This window comes from Actinomadura rugatobispora, assembly GCF_055379765.1.
Window position 1 is genome coordinate 2,325,454 of sequence record NZ_AP029191.1, and the last position, 25,607, is coordinate 2,351,060.

The 25,607-nt window shown below is 74.5% G+C and carries 25 protein-coding genes; 12 read left to right on the forward strand and 13 right to left on the reverse strand.

Going from position 1 to position 25,607, the window contains the following annotated elements:
* Positions 1–9: 9 nt before the first annotated feature.
* Entirely contained in the window at positions 10–2,133 is a 2,124-nt protein-coding gene (locus tag ACZ466_RS09780) for an MMPL family transporter (protein WP_378290846.1), read from the reverse strand.
* A gap of 89 nt (positions 2,134–2,222) precedes the next feature.
* Between ACZ466_RS09780 and ACZ466_RS09785 the strand changes: the two genes are divergently transcribed.
* From ACZ466_RS09785 to ACZ466_RS09805, 5 genes are all read left to right on the forward strand, one after another.
* Positions 2,223–2,741, forward strand: coding sequence for a MarR family winged helix-turn-helix transcriptional regulator (locus tag ACZ466_RS09785; RefSeq protein ID WP_378290848.1), 519 nt, complete (start codon positions 2,223–2,225; stop codon positions 2,739–2,741).
* Positions 2,742–2,960: 219 nt separating this feature from the next.
* Positions 2,961–4,268 carry an RNA-guided endonuclease InsQ/TnpB family protein gene (locus tag ACZ466_RS09790; RefSeq protein WP_378290850.1) on the forward strand — a complete coding sequence of 436 codons (1,308 nt, stop codon included), beginning with the start codon at positions 2,961–2,963 and terminating at the stop codon, positions 4,266–4,268.
* A 2-nt stretch (positions 4,269–4,270) separates the two neighbouring features.
* Positions 4,271–5,059 carry a carotenoid biosynthesis protein gene (locus ACZ466_RS09795; RefSeq protein ID WP_378290852.1) on the forward strand — a complete coding sequence of 263 codons (789 nt, stop codon included), beginning with the start codon at positions 4,271–4,273 and terminating at the stop codon, positions 5,057–5,059.
* A complete protein-coding gene (locus ACZ466_RS09800; RefSeq protein ID WP_378290854.1) occupies positions 5,047–6,498 on the forward strand; it encodes a phytoene desaturase family protein in 1,452 nt (483 codons plus the stop codon). The genes ACZ466_RS09795 and ACZ466_RS09800 overlap by 13 nt, the downstream gene beginning before the upstream one ends.
* Positions 6,495–7,664 carry a glycosyltransferase family 2 protein gene (locus ACZ466_RS09805; protein WP_464043236.1) on the forward strand — a complete coding sequence of 390 codons (1,170 nt, stop codon included), beginning with the start codon at positions 6,495–6,497 and terminating at the stop codon, positions 7,662–7,664. The genes ACZ466_RS09800 and ACZ466_RS09805 overlap by 4 nt, the downstream gene beginning before the upstream one ends.
* Here ACZ466_RS09805 and ACZ466_RS09810 read toward each other — a convergent pair.
* Positions 7,576–8,211, reverse strand: coding sequence for a glycerol-3-phosphate acyltransferase (locus ACZ466_RS09810; protein ID WP_378292042.1), 636 nt, complete (start codon positions 8,209–8,211; stop codon positions 7,576–7,578). The two genes, ACZ466_RS09805 and ACZ466_RS09810, sit on opposite strands and share 89 nt — an antisense overlap.
* Between ACZ466_RS09810 and ACZ466_RS09815 the strand changes: the two genes are divergently transcribed.
* Positions 8,186–8,908 (forward strand): spheroidene monooxygenase, encoded by a 723-nt coding sequence (locus ACZ466_RS09815; protein WP_378292044.1) that lies wholly within the window; start codon positions 8,186–8,188, stop codon positions 8,906–8,908. The two genes, ACZ466_RS09810 and ACZ466_RS09815, sit on opposite strands and share 26 nt — an antisense overlap.
* A gap of 5 nt (positions 8,909–8,913) precedes the next feature.
* On the opposite strand, the gene ACZ466_RS09820 is transcribed toward ACZ466_RS09815, so the two are convergent.
* From ACZ466_RS09820 to crtI, 3 genes are read right to left on the reverse strand one after another with little or no spacing between them, the layout of a single operon-like run.
* Positions 8,914–9,903 (reverse strand): phosphate acyltransferase, encoded by a 990-nt coding sequence (locus ACZ466_RS09820; protein ID WP_378292046.1) that lies wholly within the window; start codon positions 9,901–9,903, stop codon positions 8,914–8,916.
* A 5-nt stretch (positions 9,904–9,908) separates the two neighbouring features.
* Positions 9,909–10,808, reverse strand: coding sequence for a phytoene/squalene synthase family protein (locus tag ACZ466_RS09825; RefSeq protein WP_378292048.1), 900 nt, complete (start codon positions 10,806–10,808; stop codon positions 9,909–9,911).
* Positions 10,805–12,280 (reverse strand): phytoene desaturase family protein, encoded by a 1,476-nt coding sequence (gene crtI / locus ACZ466_RS09830; RefSeq protein ID WP_378292050.1) that lies wholly within the window; start codon positions 12,278–12,280, stop codon positions 10,805–10,807. Before crtI ends, ACZ466_RS09825 begins: the two co-directional genes overlap by 4 nt.
* 372 nt (positions 12,281–12,652) lie before the next feature.
* On the opposite strand from crtI, the gene ACZ466_RS09835 reads away from it, so the two are divergent.
* Complete coding sequence (locus ACZ466_RS09835) at positions 12,653–14,287, forward strand: GMC oxidoreductase (RefSeq protein WP_378292052.1); 1,635 nt, start codon at positions 12,653–12,655, stop codon at positions 14,285–14,287.
* Positions 14,288–14,372: 85 nt separating this feature from the next.
* On the opposite strand, the gene ACZ466_RS09840 is transcribed toward ACZ466_RS09835, so the two are convergent.
* Complete coding sequence (locus tag ACZ466_RS09840; RefSeq protein ID WP_378292054.1) at positions 14,373–14,954, reverse strand: helix-turn-helix domain-containing protein; 582 nt, start codon at positions 14,952–14,954, stop codon at positions 14,373–14,375.
* Positions 14,955–14,999: 45 nt separating this feature from the next.
* Between ACZ466_RS09840 and ACZ466_RS09845 the strand changes: the two genes are divergently transcribed.
* Both ACZ466_RS09845 and ACZ466_RS09850 read left to right on the forward strand, forming a co-directional pair.
* Entirely contained in the window at positions 15,000–15,542 is a 543-nt protein-coding gene (locus ACZ466_RS09845) for a GNAT family N-acetyltransferase (RefSeq protein ID WP_378292057.1), read from the forward strand.
* Positions 15,539–16,747, forward strand: a complete 1,209-nt coding sequence (locus ACZ466_RS09850; protein ID WP_378292059.1) for an MFS transporter — start codon at positions 15,539–15,541, stop codon at positions 16,745–16,747. Before ACZ466_RS09845 ends, ACZ466_RS09850 begins: the two co-directional genes overlap by 4 nt.
* On the opposite strand, the gene ACZ466_RS09855 is transcribed toward ACZ466_RS09850, so the two are convergent.
* The 4 genes from ACZ466_RS09855 to ACZ466_RS09870 all read right to left on the reverse strand — a co-directional run bounded on the left by ACZ466_RS09855 (position 16,721) and on the right by ACZ466_RS09870 (position 20,060).
* Positions 16,721–18,085: an FtsX-like permease family protein gene (locus tag ACZ466_RS09855; protein ID WP_378292061.1), complete on the reverse strand. Its 1,365-nt coding sequence runs from the start codon at positions 18,083–18,085 to the stop codon at positions 16,721–16,723. The two genes, ACZ466_RS09850 and ACZ466_RS09855, sit on opposite strands and share 27 nt — an antisense overlap.
* A complete protein-coding gene (locus ACZ466_RS09860) occupies positions 18,082–18,762 on the reverse strand; it encodes an ABC transporter ATP-binding protein (RefSeq protein ID WP_378292063.1) in 681 nt (226 codons plus the stop codon). Before ACZ466_RS09860 ends, ACZ466_RS09855 begins: the two co-directional genes overlap by 4 nt.
* Positions 18,759–19,289, reverse strand: coding sequence for a PadR family transcriptional regulator (locus tag ACZ466_RS09865; protein ID WP_378292065.1), 531 nt, complete (start codon positions 19,287–19,289; stop codon positions 18,759–18,761). The genes ACZ466_RS09860 and ACZ466_RS09865 overlap by 4 nt, the downstream gene beginning before the upstream one ends.
* A gap of 87 nt (positions 19,290–19,376) precedes the next feature.
* Entirely contained in the window at positions 19,377–20,060 is a 684-nt protein-coding gene (locus ACZ466_RS09870; RefSeq protein ID WP_378292067.1) for a TetR/AcrR family transcriptional regulator, read from the reverse strand.
* A gap of 298 nt (positions 20,061–20,358) precedes the next feature.
* Here ACZ466_RS09870 and ACZ466_RS09875 point away from each other — a divergent pair, with 298 nt between their 5' ends.
* From ACZ466_RS09875 to ACZ466_RS09885, 3 genes are all read left to right on the forward strand, one after another.
* Positions 20,359–21,270 carry a helix-turn-helix domain-containing protein gene (locus ACZ466_RS09875; protein WP_378292069.1) on the forward strand — a complete coding sequence of 304 codons (912 nt, stop codon included), beginning with the start codon at positions 20,359–20,361 and terminating at the stop codon, positions 21,268–21,270.
* 80 nt (positions 21,271–21,350) lie between these two features.
* On the forward strand, positions 21,351–22,166 hold the full coding sequence (locus tag ACZ466_RS09880) for an SAM-dependent methyltransferase (RefSeq protein ID WP_378292071.1): 816 nt from the start codon (positions 21,351–21,353) through the stop codon (positions 22,164–22,166).
* A 41-nt stretch (positions 22,167–22,207) separates the two neighbouring features.
* On the forward strand, positions 22,208–22,930 hold the full coding sequence (locus ACZ466_RS09885; RefSeq protein WP_378292073.1) for a hypothetical protein: 723 nt from the start codon (positions 22,208–22,210) through the stop codon (positions 22,928–22,930).
* On the opposite strand, the gene ACZ466_RS09890 is transcribed toward ACZ466_RS09885, so the two are convergent.
* From ACZ466_RS09890 to ACZ466_RS09900, 3 genes are all read right to left on the reverse strand, one after another.
* Positions 22,879–23,349, reverse strand: coding sequence for an STAS domain-containing protein (locus tag ACZ466_RS09890; RefSeq protein WP_378292075.1), 471 nt, complete (start codon positions 23,347–23,349; stop codon positions 22,879–22,881). The genes ACZ466_RS09885 and ACZ466_RS09890 overlap by 52 nt on opposite strands.
* A 130-nt stretch (positions 23,350–23,479) precedes the next feature.
* Positions 23,480–24,310, reverse strand: a complete 831-nt coding sequence (locus ACZ466_RS09895) for a DUF1206 domain-containing protein (RefSeq protein ID WP_378292077.1) — start codon at positions 24,308–24,310, stop codon at positions 23,480–23,482.
* A 68-nt stretch (positions 24,311–24,378) separates the two neighbouring features.
* Positions 24,379–25,602: an ATP-binding protein gene (locus ACZ466_RS09900; RefSeq protein ID WP_378292079.1), complete on the reverse strand. Its 1,224-nt coding sequence runs from the start codon at positions 25,600–25,602 to the stop codon at positions 24,379–24,381.
* Between the last annotated feature and the right edge of the window lie 5 nt (positions 25,603–25,607).

The following is a 25,607-nucleotide window of genomic DNA, read 5'->3' on the forward strand; positions in this document are numbered from 1 at the left end:
CGGGGCCTGTCAGTGCCTGGCGGACGCCTGTTCCTGCGGGGCGGGGTCCGGCGTCCGGTCGGCGCGGGCGAGGGGGCCGGGCCACCACGACTTCGAACCCAGGTCGCGGATGAGGGCGGGGACGAGCAGGGAGCGGACGACGAGGGTGTCGAGCAGCACGCCGAACGCCACGATGAAGGCGAGCTGCGCCATGAAGGCGAGCGGGATGACGATCAGGGCGGCGAAGGTGGCGGCCAGGACGACGCCCGCGGAGGTGATGACGCCGCCGGTGGAGACCAGGCCCCGCCGGACGCCCTCGCGGGTGCCGTGCCGGACGCTCTCCTCCCGGACCCGGGTCATCAGGAAGATGTTGTAGTCGACGCCGAGCGCCACGAGGAAGACGAACCCGTACAGGGGGACGGACGCGTCGGTGCCGGTGAAGCCGAACAGGTAGGTGAAGACCAGCGCCGAGATCCCGAGGGTGGCCAGGAAGTTCAGCCCGACCGTGGCGACCAGCAGCACGGGGGTCACCAGGGAGCGCAGCAGCCCGATCAAAATCAGCAGGATGATCAGCAGGACGACCGGGATGATCAGGAGGCGGTCGCGTTCCGCGGTGGCCTGGGTGTCGTACTGCTGGGCGGTGTAGCCGCCGACCAGGGCGTCGGCTCCGGGGACGGCGTGCACGGCGGCGCGGAGCCGCTCGACGGTGCGCTTGGCCGGGTCGCTGTCGGGCGCGGCGGTGAGGGTGGCGTCGATGCGGACGCGGCCGTCGACGACGAGGGGCGGGCCGCCGCCGGGCCGGCCGGAGGCGGTGACGGGGGCCGCCGAGGCGACGCCGCCGGTCGCGTTCGCGGCGGCCAGGACGGCGCCGGCGCGGTCGGCTCCGGCGATGATGACGGCGGGCTGCCCGGATCCGGCGGGGAAGTGCTCGGCCAGGGTCCGCTGAGCGCTGACCGAGGGGGCGTCGTTGACGAAGGTCTCCTCCAGGGGCACGCCCGAGGACTTCAGCATCGGCGCGAACGCGGCGCCGGCCAGCAGGACGACCAGGGTCCCGGCCCAGACGCGGCGCGGCGCGCGGTCGACCAGGGCGGCGACGCGGCGCCAGACGCCGTGCCCTCCGGCCTGCCCGGTGGCCTTCGGCTTGGTGGGCCAGTACGCGGCCCGGCCGAGCAGGATCAGGACGCCGGGCAGGAAGGTGAGGGTGCTGATGACGGCGCAGAGGATGCCGATGGCGCCGACGGGTCCGAGGGCCTGGTTGTTGGTGAGGCCGCTCAGCAGGAGCGCCAGCAGCCCGAGCGCGACCGTGGCGGCGCTGGCGACGACGGCGCCGAGGCAGCGCCGCACCGCGACCCGGCCGGCGGTGAACCGGTCGCCGTGCGCGCCCAGTTCCTCCCGGAAGCGGGCGGTCAGCAGCAGGGCGTAGTCGGTGGCCGCCCCGATCACCAGGATGAACAGGATGCCCTGGACCTGCCCGTCCACGCGGATGAGGTCGTGGTCGGCCAGGACGTACACCACGGCGCAGGCGAGGGCGAGGGCGAGCACGGCCCCGATGATGATCGCGAACGGCAGGATCAGGCTGCGGTAGACCAGCAGCAGGATGACCAGGACGGTCGCGACCGCCACGCCGAGGAGCAGCCCGTCGATCCCGGCGAAGGCGTCCGACAGGTCCGCCTGGCTGGCGGCGGGGCCGGCGAGCTGGGCCTGTGTGCCCGGGACGCCCCCGGCGGTGGAGCGGATGCGGTCGAGCACCTCGGGAAGCTCTTCGCCGAGGTCGGGGCGGAGCTGGACGATGCCCTGCATGGCCTGGCCGTCCTGCGACGCCAGGGCGGGGGTGGGCGTGGCGGCGACGCCCGGGGCGCCGTCGAGCGAGGCGAGGGCGCGGGTGGCGGCGTCCCGCTGTGCGGTGGAGACGGGCGCGTCTCCCGAGGACGTCCAGACCACGATGGCCGGGATCGTCTCCTCCTGGTTGAACGCCTTCTGCGCGTCCAGTACCCGGGTGGATTCGGCGCTGCTGGGTAGGAACGCCGCCTGGTCGTTGCTGGAGACCTCGCCGAGTTTGCCCGCGTAGGGGCCGAAGGCGCCGCCGACGGCCAGCCACACGATCACCAGGAGGGCGGGGATCGCCCAACGAAGTTTCCGTACCGGTGCGCTCATCACGTCCTCGCTCGGGCCGTTACCGTTCGCCGCCAGGTATATCACGATAATCAAGTATCTCAATCATCAAGTTATTGTAGGGTCGTGCCATGCGCAGCCCCGGCGAAGGGCCCGAGCACCGGGCCGCCGACCCGACCGACGACCCGGACGGGACGCGCGCGCTCGGCGTCGAGCTGCGCCGGATGAACGGCCAGATCAACCGGATCGCGCACGCGCTCGCCCACGCGCAGGGCCTGCATCCCACCGACGTCCAGGCGCTCGTCCTGATCATGGACGCCCCGCGGCTCACCCCGGGCCGCCCCATGACCCCGGGCCGGCTGGGCGATGAGCTCAAGCTCACCTCGGGCGCGGTGACCGCGTGCCTGGACCGGCTCGAACGCTCCGGCCACATCAGGCGGGTCCGCGACGCCCACGACCGCCGGGTCGTCCACCTCCGCCACGAGCCCGCCGCGATGGACGTGACGCGCGGCTACGTCCTGCCGCTGTCGGAGAGCACCCGGGAGGCGCGCGCCCGCCTCACCGGCGACCAGTTGGAGGTCGTGCTCGGCTTCCTGCGCACCCTGAACGACGAGCTCGCCGCGCACCGCGCCGACGCCTCCGAGACCTGATCCGCCCGCTTCCGGAGGCGGATGCATCCGGAACGTCCGCCGCTCCGAAGGCTTTAACAGGGTTCTACCGAGGAATCCCGGCTGTTCACGGCCGGGAGGCATCGCTTCCGGTGGGTCGCGGCGCGTTAGCGCCGCCTGGCCTGGCTAGTCGGGCCACCGGTCGATGTATTCCTTGATGCCCGATGAGCACTTTCCGTTGATGTCCGGGGACGTAGAGTGATGGGTGTGAAACTGGTGGTGCGGGTGAAGCTGCTGCCGACGCCCGAGCAGGCGGATGCGCTGACAGCGACCCTGCACGCCTGCAACGCGGCCGCGAACCGGGTGTCGGCCACGGCGTACGAGCACAAGGTGTTCTCCCGGGCCCGGTTGCAGAAGCTGGTCTATGCGGAACTGAAGGCGTCCGGGCTGTCGGCGCAGCCGGCGCTGCACGTGATCCGTAAGACCGCCGACGCCTACACCACACTGCACGCCCAGATCGATGCCGGACTGCTGGGCGGCGAGAATTCCAAGCGCCGCCGCAAGGCCACCGCCAAACCGATCACCTTCCGGCCCGACGCGGCGCACCCGTTCGACGACCGCTGCCTGTCCTGGCGGTACGACGCCCGCACGGTGTCGATCTGGACCACGGCGGGCCGGTTGAAGGCGATCGCGTTCACCGGCAGCCCGTCACATTTGAAGACCCTGGCCGAGCATCGCGCGGGCGAAAGCGACCTGGTGCACCAGGATGGCACGTGGTTCCTGGCCGCGACCTGCGACATCCCCGAGGCGCCGCTCAATCCCGCCCCTGCCGATTGGATCGGTGTCGATCGCGGGATCGAGAACCTGGCCACCACCTCCGATGGGAACAACTACCAGGGCAAGGCGCTCAAGCGGTACCGGCGCGCGATGGCGCGGGCCCGTGCCGGACTGCAGGCCAAGAAGGCCGCCGGGTCCAGGTCGGCCGCGCGCAGGCTGGCCAGGCGGTCGGCACGGGAGGCCCGGCACGCCACCCACGAGAACCACAAGATCAGCAAACAGATCGTGGCCGATGCCCAACGCACCGGACGCGGGATCGCCGTCGAGCAACTCGACGGCATCCGCGACCGGGTCCGGCTCAGGCGGCACCAGCGGGCCACGCTGTCCCATTGGTCGTTCCACCAGCTCGGCACCTTCCTGGAATACAAGGCCCGCCGGGCCGGGGTGCCGTTGCTGCACGTGGACCCGGCCTACACCTCACAGAGATGTCCCACCCCGTGGTGCGGGCACGTCTCCCGCCAGAACCGCCCCACCCGGGGCACCTTCCGTTGCGTCGCGTGCGGGCTCGCCGGCCCGGCCGACGACATCGCCGCCGTGAACGTCCGTCAGCGGGCGCGCACGGCGTGGGCATTTGTCACCATGCCCGGCCCCCACCCCCCACACCAGCCCACCCGGGCCAGGCACGGAGAGAAGGGTGATGCGCCCCCGGCACGGCAGCCAGCCACGCCGGAGAGCGCGACGAGGTGTGAACACCGGGCCTCCAAGCTCGGTCGTTCACGGCCAAGAAGGTGACTATGGGGCACGTACGCGGCGGGCATGCCGTCAGGCCGCGTGCGCGGATGCGTGCGCGGCTTCCGGTCGCCGCCGGGGCCGGGCTTCTCCTCGCGATGGTGGCGGCGCAGGTCGCGTCGGGCATCAGGCCCGAGCCCGTCCGGCTGACCAGTGTCGTGGTCCTGCTGCTGGGGGCGAGCGCCGTGGCGTTCCTCACCGCCCGCCGCGGGCCGGGGCGCGCGGCGGGCGCCTTCACCGCCGCGGTGGCCGTGGGGTACGCGGCGGAGTGGATCGGAGTCCGCACCGGCGTGCCGTTCGGGGAGTACTCCTACACGACGGTGCTGTGGCCGCAGGTGGGCGGTGTGCCGGTCGTCGTGGCGGCGGCCTGGGGCGGCATGGGCTTGGCGGCGCACGCGGTGGCGACCGCGATCGTCCCGTCCGGGGGCGTGGCGCGGGTGGCGGTGGGCGCGGCGGCGCTCACGGCGTGGGACCTGTTCCTCGACCCGCAGATGCTGCGGCTGGGCCTGTGGACGTGGGCTGACCCGGGCCCGTACCGGGGCGTGCCGCTCAGCAACTTCGCCGGCTGGCTGGCGGTGTCGGCGCTGGTCATGGTGGTGATCGACGCGATCGTGGGACGGGCGGAGAGGGCCGCGTCCCGGGGCCTGCTCGCCCTCTACTCGGTGATGGCCGCGATGGAGACGCTGGCGTTCGCGGCGGTGTTCCAGCCGCCGGACCGGCTGGTGGCGGCGGCGGGCGGGCTGTCGATGGGGACGTTCGCGGTGCTGGCGTGGAGGCGTCGATGGCCGAGGTGATCGTGGTCGGCGGCGGGGTCGGCGGGATGGTCGCCGCGCTGCTGCTGGCGCGGGGCGGCCACCGGGTGCGGCTGTACGAGCGGCTGGACCGGCTGGGCGGCAAGCTGGCCGAGCACCGGCGCGACGGGTTCGCGTTCTCCCTCGGCCCGTCGCTGCTCACCCTGCCCGGCGTCTTCCGCGACCTGGGCGTGGGACGGGACCTGCTGCGGCTGGACGAGCTGTGCCGGTACCGCTTCGCCGACGGGTCCGGGCTGCGCGCCTTCCGCGACCCGTCGCGCATGGCCGCGGAGGTCGACCGGCTGGCGCCCGGCGAAGGCGAGTCCTGGCGCGCCTTCCACCGCTGGGCGGAGGGCTGCCTGGCGGCGTCCCGGCGCACCTTCTTCGCCGGGCCGCCGGGACGCCCGCCGGGGCAGGCCAGGCTGGGCGACCTGTTCGCGGTCGCGCCCGGACGGACGCTGGACAGCCTGGCGCGGCGCTTCTTCCGCGACCGGCGCCTGCGCCAGTACGTGGGGCGATACGCGACGTACGCCGGGTCGAGCCCGTACGCGGCCCCGGCCGCGCTGGGCTGCGTCCCGGCGATCGAGCACGGCGAGGGCGGCTGGTACGTGCCGGGCGGCCTGCCGCGCCTCGCCGACGACCTGGCCGGACTGCTCGCGGACGCGGGCGTGGAGGTCCGCACCGGAACCGAGGTGGCCGAGGTGGTCGCCGGCCGCGTGGCGGTCTCGGGAGTGCGGCTGGCCTCGGGCGAGCGGGACGCGGCCGACGCGGTGGTGGTGAACGCCGACGCGGCCGCGCTGCACGGGCGGCTGCTGCCCGACCGGCGGCGGCTGCGCGGGCTGGCCCGGCTGGGCCTGTCGTCGTCGGCGTTCCTGATCCTGGCCGGGGTCGAGGGACGGACCGAGGGCCTCCCCCACCACTCCGTCGTCTTCTCCGCCGACTACGGGCACGAGTTCGCCGACATCTTCCAGCGGCGGCGGCCCCCGCTGGACCCGACCGTGTACATCGGCTGCTCGGCGGTGGACGACCCGTCCCAGGCCCCGGCGGGCGCCGAGAACTGGGTGATGCTCGTGAACGTCCCGTCCGGCGATCCCGGCCGCTGGCCGATGTCCCCGGAGTCCTACCGCGACCTGGTCCTGGAACGGCTGGCCCGGCGCGGGCACGACCTGTCGGGGCGGTTGCGGTTCACGGAGCTGTTCACGCCCGCGGACCTGCGGGACCGGTACGACGCGTGGGGCGGGGCGATCTACGGCAGCGCCTACCGGGGCCGGCTGGCGCCGGTCCGCAGGCCGGGCAACCGGGGGCCGCGGCGCGGGCTGTACCTGGTGGGCGGCTCGGCGCATCCGGGCGGCGGGCTGCCGCTGGTCGCTATGGGCGGGCGCATCGTCGCGTCCCTGGTCGAGCAGGACTTCCCGCGCGGAAGGGAAAAGAGGACGGCATGAGAGTGCTCACCGTGTTGCAGGCGGCGGCGGCCGTGGCCGTGGCGGCGCGGCTGGCGCGGGGGCGCGGCCGTCCCGCGCCGCTCGCGCGGCCCGCGCCGCCCGTCGCTCCCCCGGATCAGCGGATCTCCGTGGTGATCCCCGCGCGGAACGAGGAGGACCGCATCGCGGGCTGCCTCGTCCCGCTGCTCAAGGATCCGGCGGTCGGCGAGGTCATCGTGGTGAACGACGAGTCCCGCGACGAGACCGCGCGGCTCGCCGAGCGCCTGGGGGCCACCGTCGTCCGGGGGCGCCCGCTGCCCGCCGGCTGGGTCGGCAAGCAGTGGGCGCTGCACCAGGGCGTCGCCGCCGCGGCCGGGCCCGTCGTGGTCCTCCTGGACGCCGACACCCGTCCCGAACCGGGCCTGTGCACCGCGCTGGCCGAGCGGCTGCGCACCTGCGACCTGGTGACGGCCGGGCCGCGGTTCCTCTGCGGCGGTGTCGCCGAACAGGCGCTGCACGCCTCCTTCCTGGCCGGGCTGGTCTACCGGTTCGGGCCGATCGGGCCGGCGGCGCCGTCCCCCGACCGGATCCTCGCCAACGGCCAGTGCATGGCCTTCCGGAAGGACGCCATGGTCGAGGCCGACGGGTTCGCCCGCGTCCGCCGCCACCTCACCGACGACGTCGCCCTCGCGCGGCTGCTGGCGCGGGACGGCTGGCGGGTCGGGTTCGTGGACGCGGGCGCCCTGCTCGGCGTCGACATGCACGAGTCGGCGGCGCAGGTGTGGCGCGAGTGGGGGCGTTCCCTGCCGCTGCGGGACGTGACCGCGCCCGACCGGCTCGTCCTGGACGTGGCGGTGCTGTGGCTGACCACGGCGCTGCCCGTGCTGCGGCTGGCGGCGGGACGGCCCACGCCCCTGGACCTCGGCCTGCTGGCGCAACGGCTGCTGCTGGCCGCCGCGCTGCGCGGCAGCTACGCCGGGCCCCGTCTGGGCCTGGCGCTCTCGCCGCTGCTCGACGTGGCCACGGCGGTGCGCCTGACACAGGCCGCGGTACGGCCGGTGCGCACCTGGCGCGGCCGCACCTACGGCGACGACGCGGTCAGCCCGCCGGGCCTCGGACGCGCCGCCGCCGGGCTCGTCCGCGGCGCCGTCCCGCCAGCGCGGCCTGCCCGAAACGCAGCCCGATGAGGCACATCAGCCCGCCGGTCGCCGCCACCAGCGCGGGCGGCATGAACAGCAGTTGCAGCACCGGCAGCGAGAACACCGCCACGCGCGTGCCCCAGGCGAACGAGCCCCGGGCCAGGCTCACCCCGACCAGCAGCGCGAGCCCGAGCCCGAACGCCGGCGGGCAGATCACGGCGAAGCCGCCCGCGAACGTGAGGATCGACCGGCCGCCCCGCCACCCCGCGAACACCGGCCACGCGTGCCCGGCCATCGCGGCCGCCACCGCCGCGTACACGGGCAGGACGCTAGCGCCGTCCACCACCCAGAGCGGGCCCGTCTCCGTGCCGCCCGCCACCAGCCCGACCAGCCCGGCCGCCGTCCCCTTGAGCAGGTCGCCGGCGAAGACGGGCACGGCCGCGCGCCACCCGAGCAGCTCCATCACGTTCCAGAAACCGGGATTGCGGTCGCCGGCGGCGCGCGGATCGAACCCGTGCAGGCGGCCGACCAGCACCGCGACCGGCACCGATCCGAGCAGGTAGCCGGCGGTGACCGCCACGAGAACCGGAGTCATCGCCTCGTTCCACCTCATCAGGTACGCGGGTGTGGACGCCATGCGGCACATGGCCTTCGACCGGCCGCGGCTGCGCCGCACCGCCGGCCTGCGGTTCTGGCGGCTGCTGGGGACGGGCCGCGGCCGGTCCATGGGCCTGGGCGCCGACCCGCGCCGCTGGGCGCTGTTCGCGGTGTGGGACGGCGAGGCCGCGCTGGCGGACTTCCTGCGCCGGTCGCCGGTCGCGGACCGCTGGCGGCGGGAGGCCGTGGAAGCCTGGCACGTACGGCTGGCGCCGCTCGCGTCGCGGGGCGCCTGGGCCGGGCGGGACCCGTTCGCCGGAGCGGCCGCCCTGGACCGGGCACGCGACGGGGCGCCGGTGGCCGTGCTGACCAGGGCCTCGATCCGCCCGTTCCGGCTGGTGGCGTTCTACCGGTCGGTCCCGGAGGTGGACCGGCTGCTGCGGCTCCACGAAGGCTGCCTGGCCTCGGTCGGCGCCGGCGAATGGCCGCTGGCCCGCCAGGCGACGTTCTCGCTGTGGCGGGACGAGGCGGCCGTCGCCCGCTTCGCCTACCGGGACGGCGCCCATCGCGACGTCATCGGCCGGGTGCGGAACGAGGACTGGTACGCCGAGGAACTCTTCGCGCGCTTCACCCCGTACGGCAGCGAGGGCGCCTGGGACGGCCGCGACCCGCTGCGCGACGCCGCGACACTGTGAGCGCCTCACCCGCCGGCCCCGTCCCCGGACGCGCGGGTGTCGTCCGCCGCCAGATCGCACGCGACCCGGCAGGCCCGCGCGATCGCGGCGGCCCGTGACGAGCCGTGCGCGACGACGACCGTCCCGGACAGGCCGAGCAGCGCCGCGCCGCCGTGGGTCTCCGCGGCGTAGAGCCGCGCGACCTCGCGCAGCCGGGCGGGCTTGGCGATGCCGGCCCTGGCGACCAACTCCAGGGTCGTGCGGACGTTGCCCTCGATGTTCTTCAGCACGACGTTGCCGGTGAAGCCGTCGGTCACGACCACGTCGACCGTCCCCGCGAGCACGTCGTGGCCCTCCACGTTGCCGTGGAAGCGGACCGGCAGCGCGGGCAGGAGCCGGCCGGCCTCGCGGGCGAGCCGGTTGCCCTTGCCGGGCTCGGCGCCGAGCGACAGCAGGCCCACCGACGGGTCGGCGACGCCCAGGACCCGCCGAGCGTAGGCGGTGCCCAGCAGCGCGAACTGCGCCACCATCTCCGCGGTCGGGTCGGCGGTCGCGCCCGCGTCCACCAGGACGGTCGTGCCGGTCAGCGACGGCAGCGCCACCGCCAGCGCCGGGCGCAGCACGCCCTCCCGCCGCCCGAGCGCGCGGACGGCGCACGTCACGACGGCCCCGGTCGACCCGGCCGACACGAACGCGCCGCCGTCCCCCTGAGCCAGCTCGCAGCCCACCATGACGCTCGACTCCGGGCGGGCGGCGGCCCGCGCGCCGCGCTCGGTCATGGGCACCGCGTCCCGGGCGTCCACCACCTCGACCTCGCCGGACGAGCCGTGCCGCCGCAGCTCGGCGCCGATCTCCTCGGACCGGCCGACGAGCACCACCGGCACCCCGAACCTGCGCCGCGCCGCCACCGCGGCCGGCACCGTCTCCACCGGGCCGTGGTCGCCGCCCATCGCGTCCAGCACGACCCGTCCCGGCCGGGCGAGCGCGTCGTTCCGGGCCCGTGACCGGGGCGTCATGGCCGTCACCGCGCACCCGCCGGGGCGCGGCGCTCGGCCCGCCGGGCCGCCGACGCCGCCCGCAGGTGCCGCGCGAAGATCACCGCGCGGCGGCGGCGCGGCACCCGCGCCCTCCCGGCCAGCACGTCGTGGTTCCGCGCGGCGATCGCGTCCAGGATGCCGCCGTACAGCTCGTAGGCGGCGCGGACGCAGGGGCGCGAGGACGGCGCCAGCAGGTCCACCCCCTCCAGGGCGCGCCGGTAGTGGTCGCGGGCGCGGTCCTCCTCGTAGGCGACCAGTTCCCGCAGCTCCGGGGACGCGCGGCCGCGGGCGAGGTCGTCCTCGGCCACGCCGAACTCGGCCAGGTCGCGCCGCGGGAGGTAGACCCGGCCGCGCTCCAGGTCCTCGGCGACGTCGCGGAGGAAGTTGGTGAGCTGGAACGCCCGGCCCAGCTCGCGGGCGGGTTCGCGGGCGAGCCGCCCGGCCCCGGGCACCGTCTCCAGCACCGGCAGCATCATCAGGCCGATGGCCGCGGCCGAGCCTTCCATGTACTCCAGCAGGTCTCCGTAGGTCTCGTAGCGGGTGACGGTCAGGTCGGCGCGCATCGACCGCAGGAAGGCGTCGATGTCGGCGCGCTCGATGCCGAAGGACCGCACGGTGTGCACGAAGGCGGGCAGCACCGGCCCCTGGGCGGGCTCCCCGGCCAGGCACGCGGCCAGCGCCGAGGTGAGGTCGTCGAGCGCGGCGGCCCGTCCGGCGGGGGCACCGGCGGAATCGACGATGTCGTCCACGTGGCGGGCGAACCCGTACAGCGCGTGGACGTGCCGCCGCTTCCACGCGGGGAGCAGCAGCGTGGCCAGGTAGTAGGAGCGCCCGTGGTCGGCGTTGAGGCGGCGGCACCGTTCGTAGCTCGCGGTCAGCGTCATCGGCCGTCCTCCAGGATCCGGGCCGCGGCCAGTCGCCCGGAGATGAGTACGGGGGGAACGCCCACGCCCGGCGCGGTGTGCATCCCGGCGAAGTGCAGGCCCGGAACGCGGCGGCTCCGCCCCGAGGGCCGGAACCACGCGGTCTGGCGGAAGCGGTGGTCGAGGGCGAACGGGGTCCCCGCGGAGTGGCCCATCCGCGCCCAGGCGGGCGGGTCGAAGGTCATGCGGGGCGCCGCCGACAGGTCGCCGTACCCGAGGTCCGCCAGGCGCCGCAGGAGCCGGTCGCGCAGCCACGGCGCCAGCCGCTCCCAGTCGGCGCCGGTCGCCAGGTTCGGCGCGGGCTCCAGCACGCTCAGGGTGGCGTGCCCGGCCGGGGCGGCGGTGGTGTCCGGCCCGGGGCAGGTGACCAGCAGGCTGGGATCGGGCTGGGGGCGCCCGGCCTCCAGGGCTGAGAACGTGCTCGCCCATCCGCGGCCGAAGTGCAGGGTGTGGTGCGCCCGCCCGGCAGGCCGCCGGTCCAGCCCCAGATGCATAACGAGGCAGGACGGCGCGAAGCGCGGCCGGCGCAGCCGCCAGTCCCGCGCGGCCTCCGGCAGCAGGCGGTCCCGGTGCGCGGCGGGCAGGTCGCAGGCGATCACCACGTGGCTCGCGCGGAGCCGTTCACCGGTGTCGAGCCGGACGGCCGCCGCCGCTCCCGAGGCGTCCGTCTCGACCCGCGTGGCGCGCGTCCCGTACCGGACGCACGCTCCCGCCTTCTCCGCCACCCGGGCGAGGGCCTGCGGGACGGCGTGCATGCCGCCGTCGGAGGGGAAGTAGACGCCGCCGACGGTGTCCATGTGCGCGATGACGGCGTAGACGGCCATCGCCTTCTGCGGCGCGAGCCCCACGTACAGCGACTGGAAGGTGTGCGCGCGGATGAGCCGCTCGTCGGTCAGGTGAGCGGCGGCGAACCGGTCCAGGCGCCGGAATCCACCTGCGGCGGCCAGCCTCAGCAGCGCGTACGGGCGCGCGAGACCGCGCAGCCTCGTCATGTCGGCGTCGATGAACGACGGCCACTCGACGGCGAACAGCGCGGCGAGCCGCCGCCGGAACCGCAGGTACCGCGCGGCCTCGGCCGGGCCGCACAGGGCGCGGACGTTCGCGGCCATCTCCTCCGCCCCGGCCACCACGTCCAGGTGCGAGCCGTCGGGGAAGGCCATCCGGTAGAAGGGGTCGAGCCGCCGCAGCGGCAGCACGTCCTCCAGGTCCTCGCCCGCGGCGCCGAACGTGTCGGCCAGCACCTCCGGCATGGTGAGCACGGAGGGCCCGGTGTCGAACCGGTAGGGGCCGAGGTGCGCGGAGCCGCAGCATCCGCCCGGTTCGCCGCGGGCCTCGACGACCAGCACCTCCCGCCCGCGCGCGGCCAGGTGGACGGCCGCCGCCAGCCCGCCCAGCCCGGCCCCGACGACCACCACCGGATCGCCCGCGCCCATCAGGGGTCCTCACCCGGTACGCGGTCCCCCGCCCCGCCGTCATCAAAGATCACCGTCGCCTCCGTCGCCGCCGCCCGATCCATCCGGCCCGTCGCTCATGACTTCGGGGCGGAGCGGCCCGGCGGTTGCATCGGGACGGCGACCGTCCCGGGTTCCGGCCGGGCCGACCCAGGGACGGCCACACCCCGGGCGGGCTTTGATTGTGCCCGAAACCAATTCTTCCGAAATGCATCCATCGCCATTCCCAGGACGCGATGAATGGTTGATTCTCGACCTACAAGAATGTAGTTTCCAGGTCCGGAGAGGGCAGATCTTTTGCCCGGCGCGCGCTCATCTCGCTCCCGTTCCCCCACCCCCGACATGGAGCACGCCATGCCCGACAACGCCTCCACTCCCCACCACCCCGGCCCCGGCCCCGGCGTCGGCCGCCGCAAGGTCCTCGGCGCCGCCGCGCTCGGCGGGTTCGGCCTCGCCGCCGGACTCGGCACCGGGACGGCACACGCCGCGACCCGGCGGACCAGGGTCCCCGTCACCGAGCAGAGAGAGCGGGCCGTCGTCATCGGGTCCGGCTTCGGCGGCGGCGTGACCGCCCTCAGGCTCGGCCTGGCCGGGGTCCGGACGCTCGTGCTGGAACGCGGCCTGCGCTGGCCGACCGGGCCCAACGCCACCACGTTCTGCCGCATGGCCAACGTCGACCGCCGGTCCTCCTGGCTGACCGACCACAGCCCGATCCCCGGCGTCCCCGGCACCTGGAAGCCCTACACGGGCGTGCTGGAGACCGTGGAAGGCCAGGGCATGACCATCAACTGCGGCTCCGCGGTCGGCGGCGGGTCGCTGACGTACCACGGCATGACGCTGCAACCGACCGAGGCGGCCTTCGCCGCCTCGATGCCGATGATCGCCGACGACTACGACGCGCTCGACCGCTACGCCTACCCCACCGTCGCCCGCATGCTGCGGATCACCACGGTGCCCGACGACGTGCTGGCCACCGACCCCTACCGCTCGTCCCGGCTGTTCCTGGACGTCGCGCCGAAGGCCGGCATGGAGACCTTCAAGGTCCCCCTGCCCGTCGACTGGAACTTCGTGCGCGGCGAACTGCAGGGCAGGTACCAGCCGACCTACACCACCAGCGACCTCACCTTCGGGGTCAACAACGGCGGCAAGCACTCCATCGACGTCACCTACCTCGCCGCCGCCGAGGCCACCCGGCGGGTCCGGGTGGAACCCCTGCACGTCGTCCGCGACCTGACGATGGACGCGCTGAAGCGCTGGGTGCTGCACGTCGACCGCATCGACACCGACGGCGTCGTCCAGGAGCGCAAGCGCATCACCGCCGACGCGGTGTTCCTCAACGCCGGGTCGCCCGGCACCACCCGGCTCATGGTCAAGGCGCGGGCCAAGAACCTCGTGCCCGACCTGCCCGACGCCATCGGCACCCAGTGGGGCAACAACGGCGACCGCATCTTCGCCTGGGTGCAGATGAACGGCGACCCTGGACGCCCCCAGGGCGGCCCCGCCTGCGTCGGCGGGCGCGTCGCCGGCAGCCCGATCCCGTACACGATCATCCACGCCGGGTCCCCGATGCTGCCGCCCGACGGGACCAGGATGATGACCGTGGTCGGGTTCGGGATCGTCAAGGCCACCGGCACCTGGGCCTACGACGCGTCCGCCGACGACGCCCGCCTGACCTGGAACCCGGCGGGCGACGCCGACCTGCAGGCGCTGATCAAGCAGCGGATGGACGAGATGGTCCGGGTCGGCGGCGGGATGATGATCGACCGGGACGCCCAGGTGCCCTCGACCTGGCACGCCCTCGGCGGCGTCCCCATGGGCGGCGCGGTCGACCGCCACGGCCGGGTGCTGGGCCACCGCGGGCTGTACGTCCTGGACGGCGCGCGCATCCCCGGCTCCACCGGGGCCTGCAACCCGTCCATGACCATCGCCGCGCTCGCCGAGCACAGCATGGCCGCGATCCTCCGCCAGGACCTCGGCGGCGTCTTCTAGGAAGGACCCCGGAAAGGACGGCGTGGGCCCGGCCGGGTTCTCCGGCCGGGCCTGCGCCGTCGGCAGGGCTCCGTGGGGAGTGCGCTCAGCGGCCGCGCGGCTTGGGCGTGCGGGGGCGCATGATCAGGGCGGCGACGTGGTACGTGCACGGTTCGCCGCCGGGGTTGGCGTAGGCGTGGGTGACGTGGGCGGCGAAGTAGACCGAGTCCCCCGCCTCCAGGTCGATGACCCGCTCCCCGGCGGTGAGCCGCAGGGTGCCGGACTCGACGGCGACGAACTCGTGGGAGCCCGGCGCGTACGCCGGGTACTCCCCCGCGTCGCAGCCCGGCGGGAGCGTGGAGCGCACCCATTCGAAGTTCACGCCGGGGACCACGGGGGTCAGGACCGTCCGCCGCCATCCCCCCGGCTCGTCGACGGTGTCCTGGGCGGCGGCGCGGCGCACGATGACCTGGTCGTCGCCGGGCCTGGGGAGGAGGTCGGCGAGGGGCGCGCCGAGGCCGTCGGCGATGCGCGCGAGGGTCACGATGGTGGGCGCCTTCTGCCCGCGCTCCACCGAGGACAGCATGCTCACGCTGACGTCGGCGGCGTCGGCGAGCTGCTGGAGCGTCAGGCTCCTGGCGCGGCGCAGTTCCTGGACGCGGCCGCCCAGTGCCGCAAGATCGACCATTCCTCTATAATAGAGGTAATTTTCGCTATAGAGGAATTCATCGCCGTGACGCTCCCTGAGACCGGCATCCGCCCGGCGCTCCCCGCCGATCTGGAGGCCGTGGCCGAGATCTTCGCCCACTACGTCCTGCACTCCACGGTCACCTTCGAGCAGACCCCGCCCACCGTCGCCCGGTGGCGGGAGCGGCTCGCCGCCCTGGACGCAAAGGGCCTGCCCTTCCTGGTCGCCGACGCGGGCGGCGAGGTGGCGGGCTACGCCTACGCCGGCCCCTGGCGTCCCAAACCCGCCTACCGGCACACCGTGGAGGACTCGATCTACCTCGCCCCCGCCCGCACCGGCCAGGGCCTCGGCGGTGCGCTGCTGGGCGCCCTGCTGGCCGGGTGCGCCCAGGCGGGCGCGCGGCAGGTGATCGCGGTCATCGCCGACACCGGGTCCGGCACGTCGGCCGCGCTGCACGGCCGCCACGGCTTCGTCCACGCCGGGCGGCTGACCGGCGTCGGGTACAAGCACGGCCGCTGGATCGACACGATCCTCATGCAGCGCGCCCTGCCGTCCGGCGCGGTGGAGGACGGCGGGCACGGCCGATGAGCCGGGACGAGGGCGGCCTGCGCAGGGCCCTCCTCGCCCTCTGCGTCACCGAGCTCACCAGCTGGGGAATCCTGTACTACTCCTTCCCGGTCGCCCTCATCGAGGTGACCCGGGACACCGGATGGTCGACGGCCACGGCCATGACCGCGTACTCGGCGGGCCTGGTCGTGAGCGCGCTCGCCGGGGCGCCGGTCGGGCGGCTGCTGGACCGTCGCGGCCCCCGCCCGGTGATGACCGCGGGTTCGGCGCTGGGCACCGCGGCCCTGCTCGCCGTGGCCGCCGCCCCCGGCCTGCCCTGGTTCACGGCCGCCTGGATGCTCGCCGGGCTCGCCCAGTCGGCGCTGCTGTACCCGCCGGCGTTCGCCGCCCTCACCCGCTGGTACGGCCCCGACCGCGTCCGCCCGCTGACCACCCTGTCGCTGGTCGGCGGGCTGGCCAGCACCGTCTACGCGCCGCTGACCGCCCTGCTGGCCGCCCATCTCGGCTGGCGGACGACCTACCTGGTGCTCGCCGCGCTGCTGTGCGCGATCACCCTCCCGCTGCACCTGCTCTTCCTGACCCCGGCCTGGCCCGGCGCGTCCGCGAGCCCGCGGGAGGCGCCCGGACCGTCCATCCGCGAGGTGGCCTCCAGTCGGGCCTTCCTCCTGCTGGCCGCCGGCATGGCCCTGGGCGGGTTCGGCCTGTACGCCGCCACCTCGAACCTGGTCCCGCTGCTGGTCGACCGGGGCACGGGGACCGCCGCGGCGGCCACCGCCCTGGGGCTGTGCGGCGCCGGGCAGGTCCTCGGACGGATCGGCTACCCGGCGCTCACCGGCAGAAGCAGCCCCCGGGCCCGCACGGTCGCCGTCCTGGCCGCCGCGGCGGCAGGCATCGCGTTGCTCGCGGTCGTCCCCGGCCCGCCGGCGCTGCTGATCGCCGCCGCCGTCTTCGCGGGCGCCGTCCGGGGCGTCTACACCCTGGTCCAGGCCACCGCGGTCAGCGACCGCTGGGGCGTGCGGCGCTTCGCCACCCTGAACGGGCTCGCCACCGCCCCGACGGCCCTCGCCGTCGCGCTGGCGCCGGCCGCCGGGGCGTTCCTCGCCGGACTGCTCGGCGGCTACACCGCCGCCCTCACCGTCCTGGCCCTCGTCGCCCTCGCCGGCGCCTTCCTGGCCGCCGGCACGCGTCCGGCCCCGCCGTCACTGGGTCCGGAGGTGGACGGGTGAGGCGGCGCGGGCCACGAGCCGTCCCGACAGGAGCGCGACCAGCACAGCGACCGCCACCGCGACGACGACCATGAGCAGCGCGCGACCGGCCGTCCAGGCGAGCATCGCCGGGTTCACCGACAGCTCGAAGATGCCCGGCGTCATGCCGACGAGCGCGGCCAGGGCGGCGATCAGGGAGACCGGGGCCGCCGCGATGACCGTCTGCCGCAGGGCGGAGCGGCGCAGCGACCTGACCGGGGCGCCCGTCGCGACCAGCACCGCCGTCGACCGGCCGCTCTCCAGCAGCGACTCGGCCCGGTGCACCACCAGCGCCGACACCGCCACGAGCAGCGCGAACAGCAGCGCCGCGTTGGTCAGCCCCAGGCTGACCAGCCAGAAGCCGTCGATGTACCCGTCGAATTCCCTGGCGCCCTGGAAGACGTCGTACTCGACGACGCCGGTGCCCGTCCCGAACATGACCACCAGGCCGACGACGGCCATGGTGCGTCCCCAGGCGCGAGGGTCGGCCTCCAGGGCGCGTGCCGCCAGGAGCGTCTCCGGCGTGCGGGCCCAGCGCCCCGCCAGGCGGGCGGACATCAGGACCAGGCGGCTGGCCCCGGCCGCCACGCCGAGGACGCTGAGCGTGCCCCCGGCGAAGAACAGCGGCACCCCGACCTTGTCCACGTTCTCGGTGAACGAGCCCGAGACCATCAGCACCACGCCGATGCCGAGCGGGAGCAGCGTGTACCAGGCCGGCCGGGGCCGGGCCGCGCGCCGCGCCACGTGCAGCGGCGAGGTGACGACGTGGCGCGACACCAGCAGGCTGACCACCGCGGCGGCGCCCACCACCGCGACGGCCACCAGCGGCACCGGCCAGGCCGGGATCGCGTACCGGGCGGTGTCCCGCACGCCGAACCAGGCCATCGCCGCCCGCTGCCCGCCCACGTAGGCGATGCCCCCGAGGACCGCCCCGAGCGCGCCGACGCGGACGGCCTCGGCCGCGCCGAGCAGCCGCACGTCGCCGGGCGTGGCACCGGCCAGCCGCAGCGCGGCCAGGCGCCATTCCTGGGTGGCCTGCGCGACCCGTCCCACCTGGTGCAGCAGCGCCAGCACCGGGACGACCAGCAGCGCCAGCGCCAGCGCGGTGCCCGGCCGCAGCCCCGACTCGCTGACCAGGCCCGCCCACGCGGTGTAGGTCGTGCCCCGGATCAGCAGCAGGTTCACCGCGCCCATGAGGAAGAACGTGGCCAGCGCGGCGCCGCCGGTCATCAGGCGCCGGCGGCGCCGGTCGGCGCGGGAGGTGCCGCGCGCCAGCATCCCGGCGACGGCGAACAGCACCCGCCCCCTGCCCCCGTTCACCGGGTCACCGCCGGGACCTCGGAGACGGCGCCGTCGCGGACGACGACCTCGCGGTCGGCGAAGGCCGCGATCCGATTGTCGTGAGTGACCAGGACGACGGTGGTGCCGTGCTCCCGCGCCGCGCCGAGCAGCAGACCGAGCACCTCCTCGCCGGCGACGCTGTCGAGCGCGCCGGTGGGCTCGTCGGCGAAGACCACCTTGGGCGCGGGCGCCAGCGCCCGGGCCAGCGCGACCCGCTGCGCCTGCCCGCCGGACAGGTCGCCGGGCCGCAGGGGCGCGCAGTCGCCGGCGCCGACGCGCTTCAGCCAGTCCAGCGCGGCGGCGGACGCCTCAGCGCGGCCGAGCCCGCCGAACATCAGCGCGACGGCCACGTTCTCCGCGGCGGTCAGCTCCGGGACCAGGCCGCCGAACTGGAAGACGATGCCGAACGCCTCGCGCCGCAGCCGGGTCCGGGTGTCCTCGTCCAGCTCGTCCAGGCGCGTCCCGCCGTAGTGGATCTCCCCGGCGTCGGGGACGACGATCCCCGCCAGGCAGTGCAGGAGCGTGCTCTTGCCGGAGCCGCTCGGGCCGGTGATCGCCACGACCTCCCCGGCGCCGACGGTCACGGACGCGCCGCGCAGCGCCAGGGTCCGGCCGAACGACTTGGCGACGTCGCGGGCTTGCAGCAGGGGGCTCATCGGCTGATCTCCTTGGTCAGGTCGGCCATGCGCTGGAGGGCCAGTTCCATCCAGCGCAGGTCGGCGTCCAGGTGGAACAGGGCGTAGTCGGCGGCCAAGATTCGGGCGGCGGAGGTCTCGGGTGCCGTCTTGTCCCGGGTCAGCTCCCGCATCCGGTCCAGGTGGGCGGCGCGCTGCCGGTCGAGGCCGGCGCGCGCGTCGCCGCCGACCACCAGCGCCATGACCACCCGGGTGAACAGGGCGCCGGTGACGTAGGGCGCGGGCGGCTCGGTCTCGGCCAGCCACGCCCGCATCCGCGCGTCGCCCTCGGGGGTGAGCTCGTAGACGGTGCGCTCGGGCCCGCCCTCCCGGGTGACCTCGGCGACCGCTACGAACCCGTCGCGCTCCAGCCGCTGCAGCGTCGAGTAGACCTGGCCGTAGGGCAGCGGCTTGGCTCCCGGGAGCCGCTCGTCGTGCTCGCGCTTGAGCTCGTACCCGTGCTTGGGACGCTCGGCGAGGAGCGCCAGCAGGATCTGCGGAGTCGACATGCCCGCACTATACACTCGATGTATGTACTGAGTGAATAGTTGCCCGCGCCGATGCGGGCCCGCCGCCATCGGGAACGGGCGGGTCCGTCAGGAACGCGACCGGGCGGGAACCCCGCCGAGAACGCCCGCCCGCCACAGGACGCGGACATGCTCGATCAGGGACGGCCCGAGGGCGCGCAGCGCGGCGGCGTCCATCTCGGCGGCCGGCGGCGTCACCATCGCGCTCATCGCCGCCACGATCATCCGGCAGGCGAAGCGGGCGGGCTCGTCGGCGGCCCCGATCAGGTCGGCCAGCGCGGCGGTGATGATCTCCTGGGTGCGGCTGCGCCGCGCGATCGCCTCCGGCCCGGCCGCGTACACCTCGACCAGGAACAGCCGCGCGTAGGGCAACTCCTCGGCCAGCGCGTCCACGTAGGCGGAGATGGCCCGCTCGCACAGCGCCAGCCGGTCGTCCACCGTGCCGGGCCCGCCCGCGGAGGGCCCGCCCGTGGAGTCACCGACCACCTCGACCAGGCGGTCCATCAGCAGTTCGCCCGCGCACTCGAAGGCGGCCATGAAGCAGTCGAGCTTGGAGTCGAACAGCGCGTAGAAGCTCTGCCGCGACACCCCCGCGCGCTGGAGGACGTCCGCGACCGAGGTGGCCACGTACCCCTTCTCGGCCATCACCTCGGCCATGGCGGCGCACAGCCGCGACCGCTGGATGCGCCGCACCTCCTCGGGGGCCAGCGCGTGGCGCCCCCGGGGCAACCGGCGGGGTGGAGAGTCCGGCATCCGACCACCATAAGGGAACGGCTGAGTGGGCGCGCTGAGCGGGAACGTCCGCGGAAGGACCCTCCCTGCCACGCCTTCGTGACCCCCCATTATACAGACATCACTGTCTGTAAGGTAGGCCCGGCACGCGCCGCCTACCAGACGATCTCCGAACCCGCATGACGGAATAGTCCTTCAATCTCGTCAGATAGCAACAAATCCCGCTACCGAATTCGGCGGGAAAGTCACCCGGAGACCCGCCGAGCAGCCCGGTCGTGGTGCGACACTTGATTTCGCGCGATTTTTCGGGGGGCCGGCAGTGAGCACACCTGATTCGAACGACGCTCCGGAAACGACCGGCGCCGTGCGCAGCCTGGCGCACGGCGGCCCGACGGTGCTGCGCATCCTGCTCGGCGGCCAGCTGCGCCGGCTGCGGGAGGCCCGGGGCATCTCCCGGGACGCCGCCGGCGAGACGATCCGCGCCTCCGCGTCCAAGATCAGCCGGCTGGAGCTCGGCCGCGTCGGGTTCAAGGAGCGCGACGTCGCCGACCTGCTCACCCTGTACGACGTGCGGGACCCGGGCGAACGGGACGCGCTGCTCGGCCTGGCCGTGCGCGCCAACGCCCCCGGCTGGTGGCACCACTACGGCGACGTCCTGCCGCCCTGGTTCGAGGTCTACATCGGCCTGGAGGGCGCCGCGTCGGCGCTGCGGATCCACGAGACGCGGTTCGTCCCCGAACTCCTGCAGACCGAGGAGTACGCCGCCGCCGCGATCGCGCTCAGCCACCCCGAGGCCACCACCGGCGAGATCGAGCGCCGCGTCCGGGTGCTGACCCGCCGGCAGCAGATCATGGACGGCCCCCGCCCGCCCCATCTGTGGGCGGTGGTCGAGGAGGCGGCGCTGCGCCGCCCGGTCGGCGGGGACGCCGTCATGCGGGCCCAGCTGCGGCGGCTGCGGGAGGCGCTCGGCTCGCCGTCGGTCACGCTGCAGGTCGTCCCGCCGCACCGCGGCGCGATCGCGGCGCTCAGCGGGCCGTTCACGCTGCTGCGGTTCGCCGAGCCGACCCTGCCCGACGTGGTCTACCTGGAGCAGCTGACCAGCGCCCTCTACCTTGACAAGCCCGCCGACCTGGTCGTCTACAAGAAGTGCCTGGACCGCCTGTCGGTCAACGCGTCCCCGCCGCGGGAGACGGCCGGAATCCTCGACCGGATCATCGGCGACACCCCCTGACCACCCGGTTGGCGAGATCCCCCGGCACCGGTCAGACTTGTCCCCGCCGACGCCGACGCAGCCGTGGGAAAGGTGACGCCGTGACCACCGAAGCGACCCCCTCCGGGCACGAACCGGAGATCGAGATCGACACCTCCGTGGCGCATCCCGCGCGCGTCTGGGACTACTGGCTCGGCGGCAAGGACAACTACCCTCCCGACCAGGAGGTCGGCGACCACCTCAACGAGACGATGCCCGAGGTGGTCATCTGGGCGCGCGCCGACCGGGAGTTCCTGGGCCGCGCCGTCCGCCACATGGTCGCCGAGGGCGTGCGGCAGTTCCTCGACATCGGCACCGGCATCCCCACCGCCGACAACACCCACGAGGTCGCGCAGCGCCTCGCGCCCGAGAGCCGGGTCGTGTACGTCGACAACGACCCCATCGTCCTGGCGCACGCGCGCGCCCTGCTCACCAGCTCCCCGAGCGGCGCGACCGACTACATCGACGCCGACCTGCGCGACCCCGAGGCGATCCTGACCGCCGCCGCGCGCACGCTCGACTTCTCCCGCCCCGTGGGCATCACCCTGCTGGGCATCCTGGAGTTCGTCCCCGACGACCAGGCGTACCCCATCGTGAACCGCCTCCTGGACGCCGTCCCGTCCGGCAGCCACCTGGCGATCGCCTGCCCCACCAGCGAGGTGAACACCGAGGCGATGCAGGAGGTCGTGCGCCGCTGGAACGAGAGCGGCGCCACCCCCGCGGCCCTGCGCGACGCCGCCCAGCTCGCCCGCTTCTTCGAGAAAACCGAACTCCTCGAACCGGGCCTGGTCTCCCTCCCCCGCTGGCGCCCCGACCCCAACACCCTCTACGCCGACCGCGAACTCGGCTTCTTCTGCGCCGTAGGCCGCAAACCCTGACCCGCCCCGGACGCGCCGACAAGAGAAGACAGGAGGAATCCGTGCCCCTCGACGGTGAGGTCAGCGGTCCGTCGGCCGCACGCGGGCGGGACACCGACCGCTTCTACGCCCTTCTCGACGAACTGGCCGAACGGGTCGGCGGGGCCCGGCGGCTCCGGGACTGCTCCGAGGCCACCGGCTGGCCGCGGTTCGGCGTGGAGTTCTTCCTCGAAGAGGGCCAGGCCCGCGCCGGAGGGGAAGGGCTCCGCGTCGTCCGGGTGGGCAGCCACGCCCTGCGCGCCGCATCGCGGGCGACGTTCTGGTCCAGGCTCGCCCAGCACCGGGGCCCGGTGAAGGGCGCCAACGCGGGAGTGGGCAATCACCGCGGTTCCGTGTTCCGCCACCACGTCGGCACCGCCCTCCTGAACACCGGGCCGTGGCCCGCCGGCGTCTCGGAGTCCTGGCACCAGAAGAACGTGAGCCCGCTCCAGCGGGGAGCCGAACACCGCCTGGAGCGATCCGTGAGCGGCCGCATCACCGAAATGCCGCTGCTCTGGCTGGACGTCCCCGACCGCGAGGAACGGAAGGCCATCCGGGCGAACTCGATCGCCCTGCTGTCCATGCGGCACTCCGGGGGCGTTCACCAGGTCGCGCTCGGCTGGCTGGGTCTGAACGCGGAGAACGGGAACGTCCGCACCTCGGGGCTGTGGAACAGCGACCACGTCGACGACTTCTACGACCCGTCCTTCCTGGACGCCATGGAGGACCGCGTGAAGGCGCTGTGACGACCCGGCGCGCCCCGGGGGTGGGGGGTGAGGAGGGTGAGGGCCTGGTCGAGGGTGGGGGTCATGGTGATGTGGCGTTCCAGGCCGGTGCGTTCCAGTATGCGTCTGAAGATGCCGGGCGGTCTGGCCACCAGGAGGTCGCCGCCGGCGGCGCGGGCGGTCTTCCACATGGACACCAGCGTGCCCAGGCCTGAGGAGTCGCAGAAGGTGACGCGGTCGAAGTCCAGCACCACGCGGGGCGGGGTGAGCGGTTCGGCCGCCGTGCGGACGCGCTCGCGCAGCAGGTCGGCGGTGGTGTAGTCGATCTCGCCCTCGACGTGGACGACGACCGCGCAACCGCGGTCGCCGGTGCGGATCTGGAGCCGCTGCTGAGGGCCGGGGCCGGAGTTCCAGGGACCCTCGAGTACGGCCGAACTCATGACCGTTCACCTCCGTGGCGATAAGCCTGTGTGTCGTCGTCACCTTCACGGCAGGCTTACCTGGCATCACGGGGAACATCCATGTTTCTTTTACCCAGGGGTTGGGGTTCGCTTTGCGCGGTGAACGGCGTCAGGTGGTGGCTTCGACCTTGCGCCAGCGGGCCTCGAAGAAGGAATAGGCGCCGAAAAGGGCCAGGCCCGCGGCGACGGCGAGCAGGAGCCACGGGCCGGCGGGCGTCCGGGCGAACTCCCGCAGGGTGCCGTCCAGGCCCCTGGCCTTGCCCGGGTCGAAGGTGAGCGCGGCGTGGACGAGGAAGCCGCCGACCCCGCCGAGGACCAGGCCGCGGGCGCAGTTGCCGGTCGTTCCGAGGACCGTGGCGGTCAGGCGGGTCCGGATGCGCATCCCCGCCGTCTTGAGCTCCTCGAGGAACTCGCGCCGGACCGCCTTCACGATCGTGATCGCGCCCACGACCAGGAATCCGGCACCGACCGCCAGCACGACCCAGCGGCCGCCGGGCTCGGCCATCGCCCTGGCGGTGAAGGTCCGCGACTGCTGGTCGGACGAGCCGCCGCCGTGCCCGGCCGCGAACGCCAGGGAGGCGGCGAAGCCCATCGTGTACAGCAGGCCGCGGGCGAAGGACATGAGCCGGTTGTGGGCCCGGTGGCCGTCCCGGACGGGGCGGCCGTACCGCGCCTCGGCGAACTGCCACAGGGCGAGCCCGGCGAATCCGGCGACGATCAGCCAGAGGGCGGCGGTGCCGCCCGGCGTGCCGGCCACGGCGGTCAGGGCGCCCTTCTGGTCGGCCTCGCCGTGCCCGCGCCCCAGTCCGATCCGGCCGGCGAGCAGGCCGATCAGCAGGTAGATGGCGCCGCGGCCGACCAGCCCGACGCGGGTCAGATGGTGGAACCACGCATGCCCCGCGGTCCTGCGGACCGCCTCCCGCACTCCTGTGCCCGCCACGTCGCGCCGCCCTTCGTCAAGACGGCCAGGCCGTTCCCTGACCAAGGGCGGCCAAACACTCGGCCAAGTCAGAGCCGGGGCAGGCGCAGGACGAGGCGCGCGCCCGTCGGGTTGTCGGCGATGTGGAGGGTGCCGCCGTGGGCGTGCGCGATCTCCCGGGCGATGGGCAGGCCCAGCCCGGTGCCCGCGGGGTCGGCGCGGCGGGCGTCGGAGCCGCGGTGGAAGCGGCTGAACACCGCCTTGCGGTCGGCGACCGGGATGCCGGGCCCGTCGTCGACGACCTCCAGGACCGCCCACCCGTCGTCGCGGGCGACCGACACCTCGATCCGGCCGCGGGCGTGCCGTTCGGCGTTGGTCATCAGGTTCTCCAGCAGGCGCGCCAACTGGAGGGCGGATCCCCGCACGACGACGGGGCCGGGCCGCTCCCGCATGGTGATGGTGACGGCGGGGGGATGCCGCCGCGACAGTTCGTCCTCCACCAGGTGGATCAGATCGACCGATTCGATCAGCGGCGGGGGCGTGCCGGCCTCGAGACGGGCCAGTTCCAGCAGGTCGGAAACGATGTCGCCGAGCCGCTCGGCGTCCTGCAGGGCCGCCAGCACGATCCGCCGCCAGTCGGTGTCGGGGTCGATCAGGGCGTCCTGCAGCCGGGTCTGCAGCCCGGTGATCGGGCCGCGCAGGTCGTGGGAGGCGTCGGCGACCACCTCGCGCTGCCGGCTCATCGCGCGCCGCAGCCCCTCGATCGTCTGGCGCTCGCCCGCCTGGGCGCGGCGGAGCCGCTGGTTGACCTCCTGAATCTCGCGGGACCGGGCGAACAGCTCGGCCTCGATCGCCAGCATCTTCGCGATGGCCGAGCCGCGGCTGCCTCTGGGCGGGCTCGCACCGGCCTTGCGCAGCTCGTGGACGAAGCCGGTGACCTCCTCCGGCCGATGGTAGATCCAGCGGACCTCGCCGTCCGGGCCCAGGATCGGGGCGTTGACGATGTTCCAGTAGCGTTCCTCGAGCCTCTCCGGCTCTCCGGGGACCGCGACGTCGTACCGCTGCAGCCCCATGACGTCGGTCTCGCGTTCGGCCAGCACCCGCTCCAGCGAGGTCCGCAACGCCACCGCCTCGCTGGCGGCGGGCCCTCCGGGGAAGGCATCCAAGACCTCCCGGCCGAGCAGTTCGTCCCGGCTGTGGCCCGAGACCTTCTCGTACGCCCGGTTCACCGCCAGGTACACCAGCTCCGGCGACAGCACCGCCAAAGGGGCGGGCGCGGCGTCGAACACCTGCGTGAAATCCACCTCGGCCATGCCCC

What these genes read in the sequence shown, in the direction of transcription:
- ACZ466_RS09780 (WP_378290846.1), bottom strand. Translation starts at nt 2,133, where the DNA reads ATGAGCGCACCGGTACGGAAACTTCGTTGGGCGATCCCCGCCCTCCTG.
- ACZ466_RS09785 (WP_378290848.1), top strand. Translation starts at nt 2,223, where the DNA reads ATGCGCAGCCCCGGCGAAGGGCCCGAGCACCGGGCCGCCGACCCGACC.
- ACZ466_RS09790 (WP_378290850.1), top strand. Translation starts at nt 2,961, where the DNA reads ATGGGTGTGAAACTGGTGGTGCGGGTGAAGCTGCTGCCGACGCCCGAG.
- ACZ466_RS09795 (WP_378290852.1), top strand. Translation starts at nt 4,271, where the DNA reads ATGGGGCACGTACGCGGCGGGCATGCCGTCAGGCCGCGTGCGCGGATG.
- ACZ466_RS09800 (WP_378290854.1), top strand. Translation starts at nt 5,047, where the DNA reads ATGGCCGAGGTGATCGTGGTCGGCGGCGGGGTCGGCGGGATGGTCGCC.
- ACZ466_RS09805 (WP_464043236.1), top strand. Translation starts at nt 6,495, where the DNA reads ATGAGAGTGCTCACCGTGTTGCAGGCGGCGGCGGCCGTGGCCGTGGCG.
- ACZ466_RS09810 (WP_378292042.1), bottom strand. Translation starts at nt 8,211, where the DNA reads ATGACTCCGGTTCTCGTGGCGGTCACCGCCGGCTACCTGCTCGGATCG.
- ACZ466_RS09820 (WP_378292046.1), bottom strand. Translation starts at nt 9,903, where the DNA reads ATGACGCCCCGGTCACGGGCCCGGAACGACGCGCTCGCCCGGCCGGGA.
- ACZ466_RS09825 (WP_378292048.1), bottom strand. Translation starts at nt 10,808, where the DNA reads ATGACGCTGACCGCGAGCTACGAACGGTGCCGCCGCCTCAACGCCGAC.
- crtI (WP_378292050.1), bottom strand. Translation starts at nt 12,280, where the DNA reads ATGGGCGCGGGCGATCCGGTGGTGGTCGTCGGGGCCGGGCTGGGCGGG.
- ACZ466_RS09835 (WP_378292052.1), top strand. Translation starts at nt 12,653, where the DNA reads ATGCCCGACAACGCCTCCACTCCCCACCACCCCGGCCCCGGCCCCGGC.
- ACZ466_RS09840 (WP_378292054.1), bottom strand. Translation starts at nt 14,954, where the DNA reads ATGGTCGATCTTGCGGCACTGGGCGGCCGCGTCCAGGAACTGCGCCGC.
- ACZ466_RS09850 (WP_378292059.1), top strand. Translation starts at nt 15,539, where the DNA reads ATGAGCCGGGACGAGGGCGGCCTGCGCAGGGCCCTCCTCGCCCTCTGC.
- ACZ466_RS09860 (WP_378292063.1), bottom strand. Translation starts at nt 18,762, where the DNA reads ATGAGCCCCCTGCTGCAAGCCCGCGACGTCGCCAAGTCGTTCGGCCGG.
- ACZ466_RS09865 (WP_378292065.1), bottom strand. Translation starts at nt 19,289, where the DNA reads ATGTCGACTCCGCAGATCCTGCTGGCGCTCCTCGCCGAGCGTCCCAAG.
- ACZ466_RS09870 (WP_378292067.1), bottom strand. Translation starts at nt 20,060, where the DNA reads ATGCCGGACTCTCCACCCCGCCGGTTGCCCCGGGGGCGCCACGCGCTG.
- ACZ466_RS09890 (WP_378292075.1), bottom strand. Translation starts at nt 23,349, where the DNA reads ATGAGTTCGGCCGTACTCGAGGGTCCCTGGAACTCCGGCCCCGGCCCT.
- ACZ466_RS09900 (WP_378292079.1), bottom strand. Translation starts at nt 25,602, where the DNA reads ATGGCCGAGGTGGATTTCACGCAGGTGTTCGACGCCGCGCCCGCCCCT.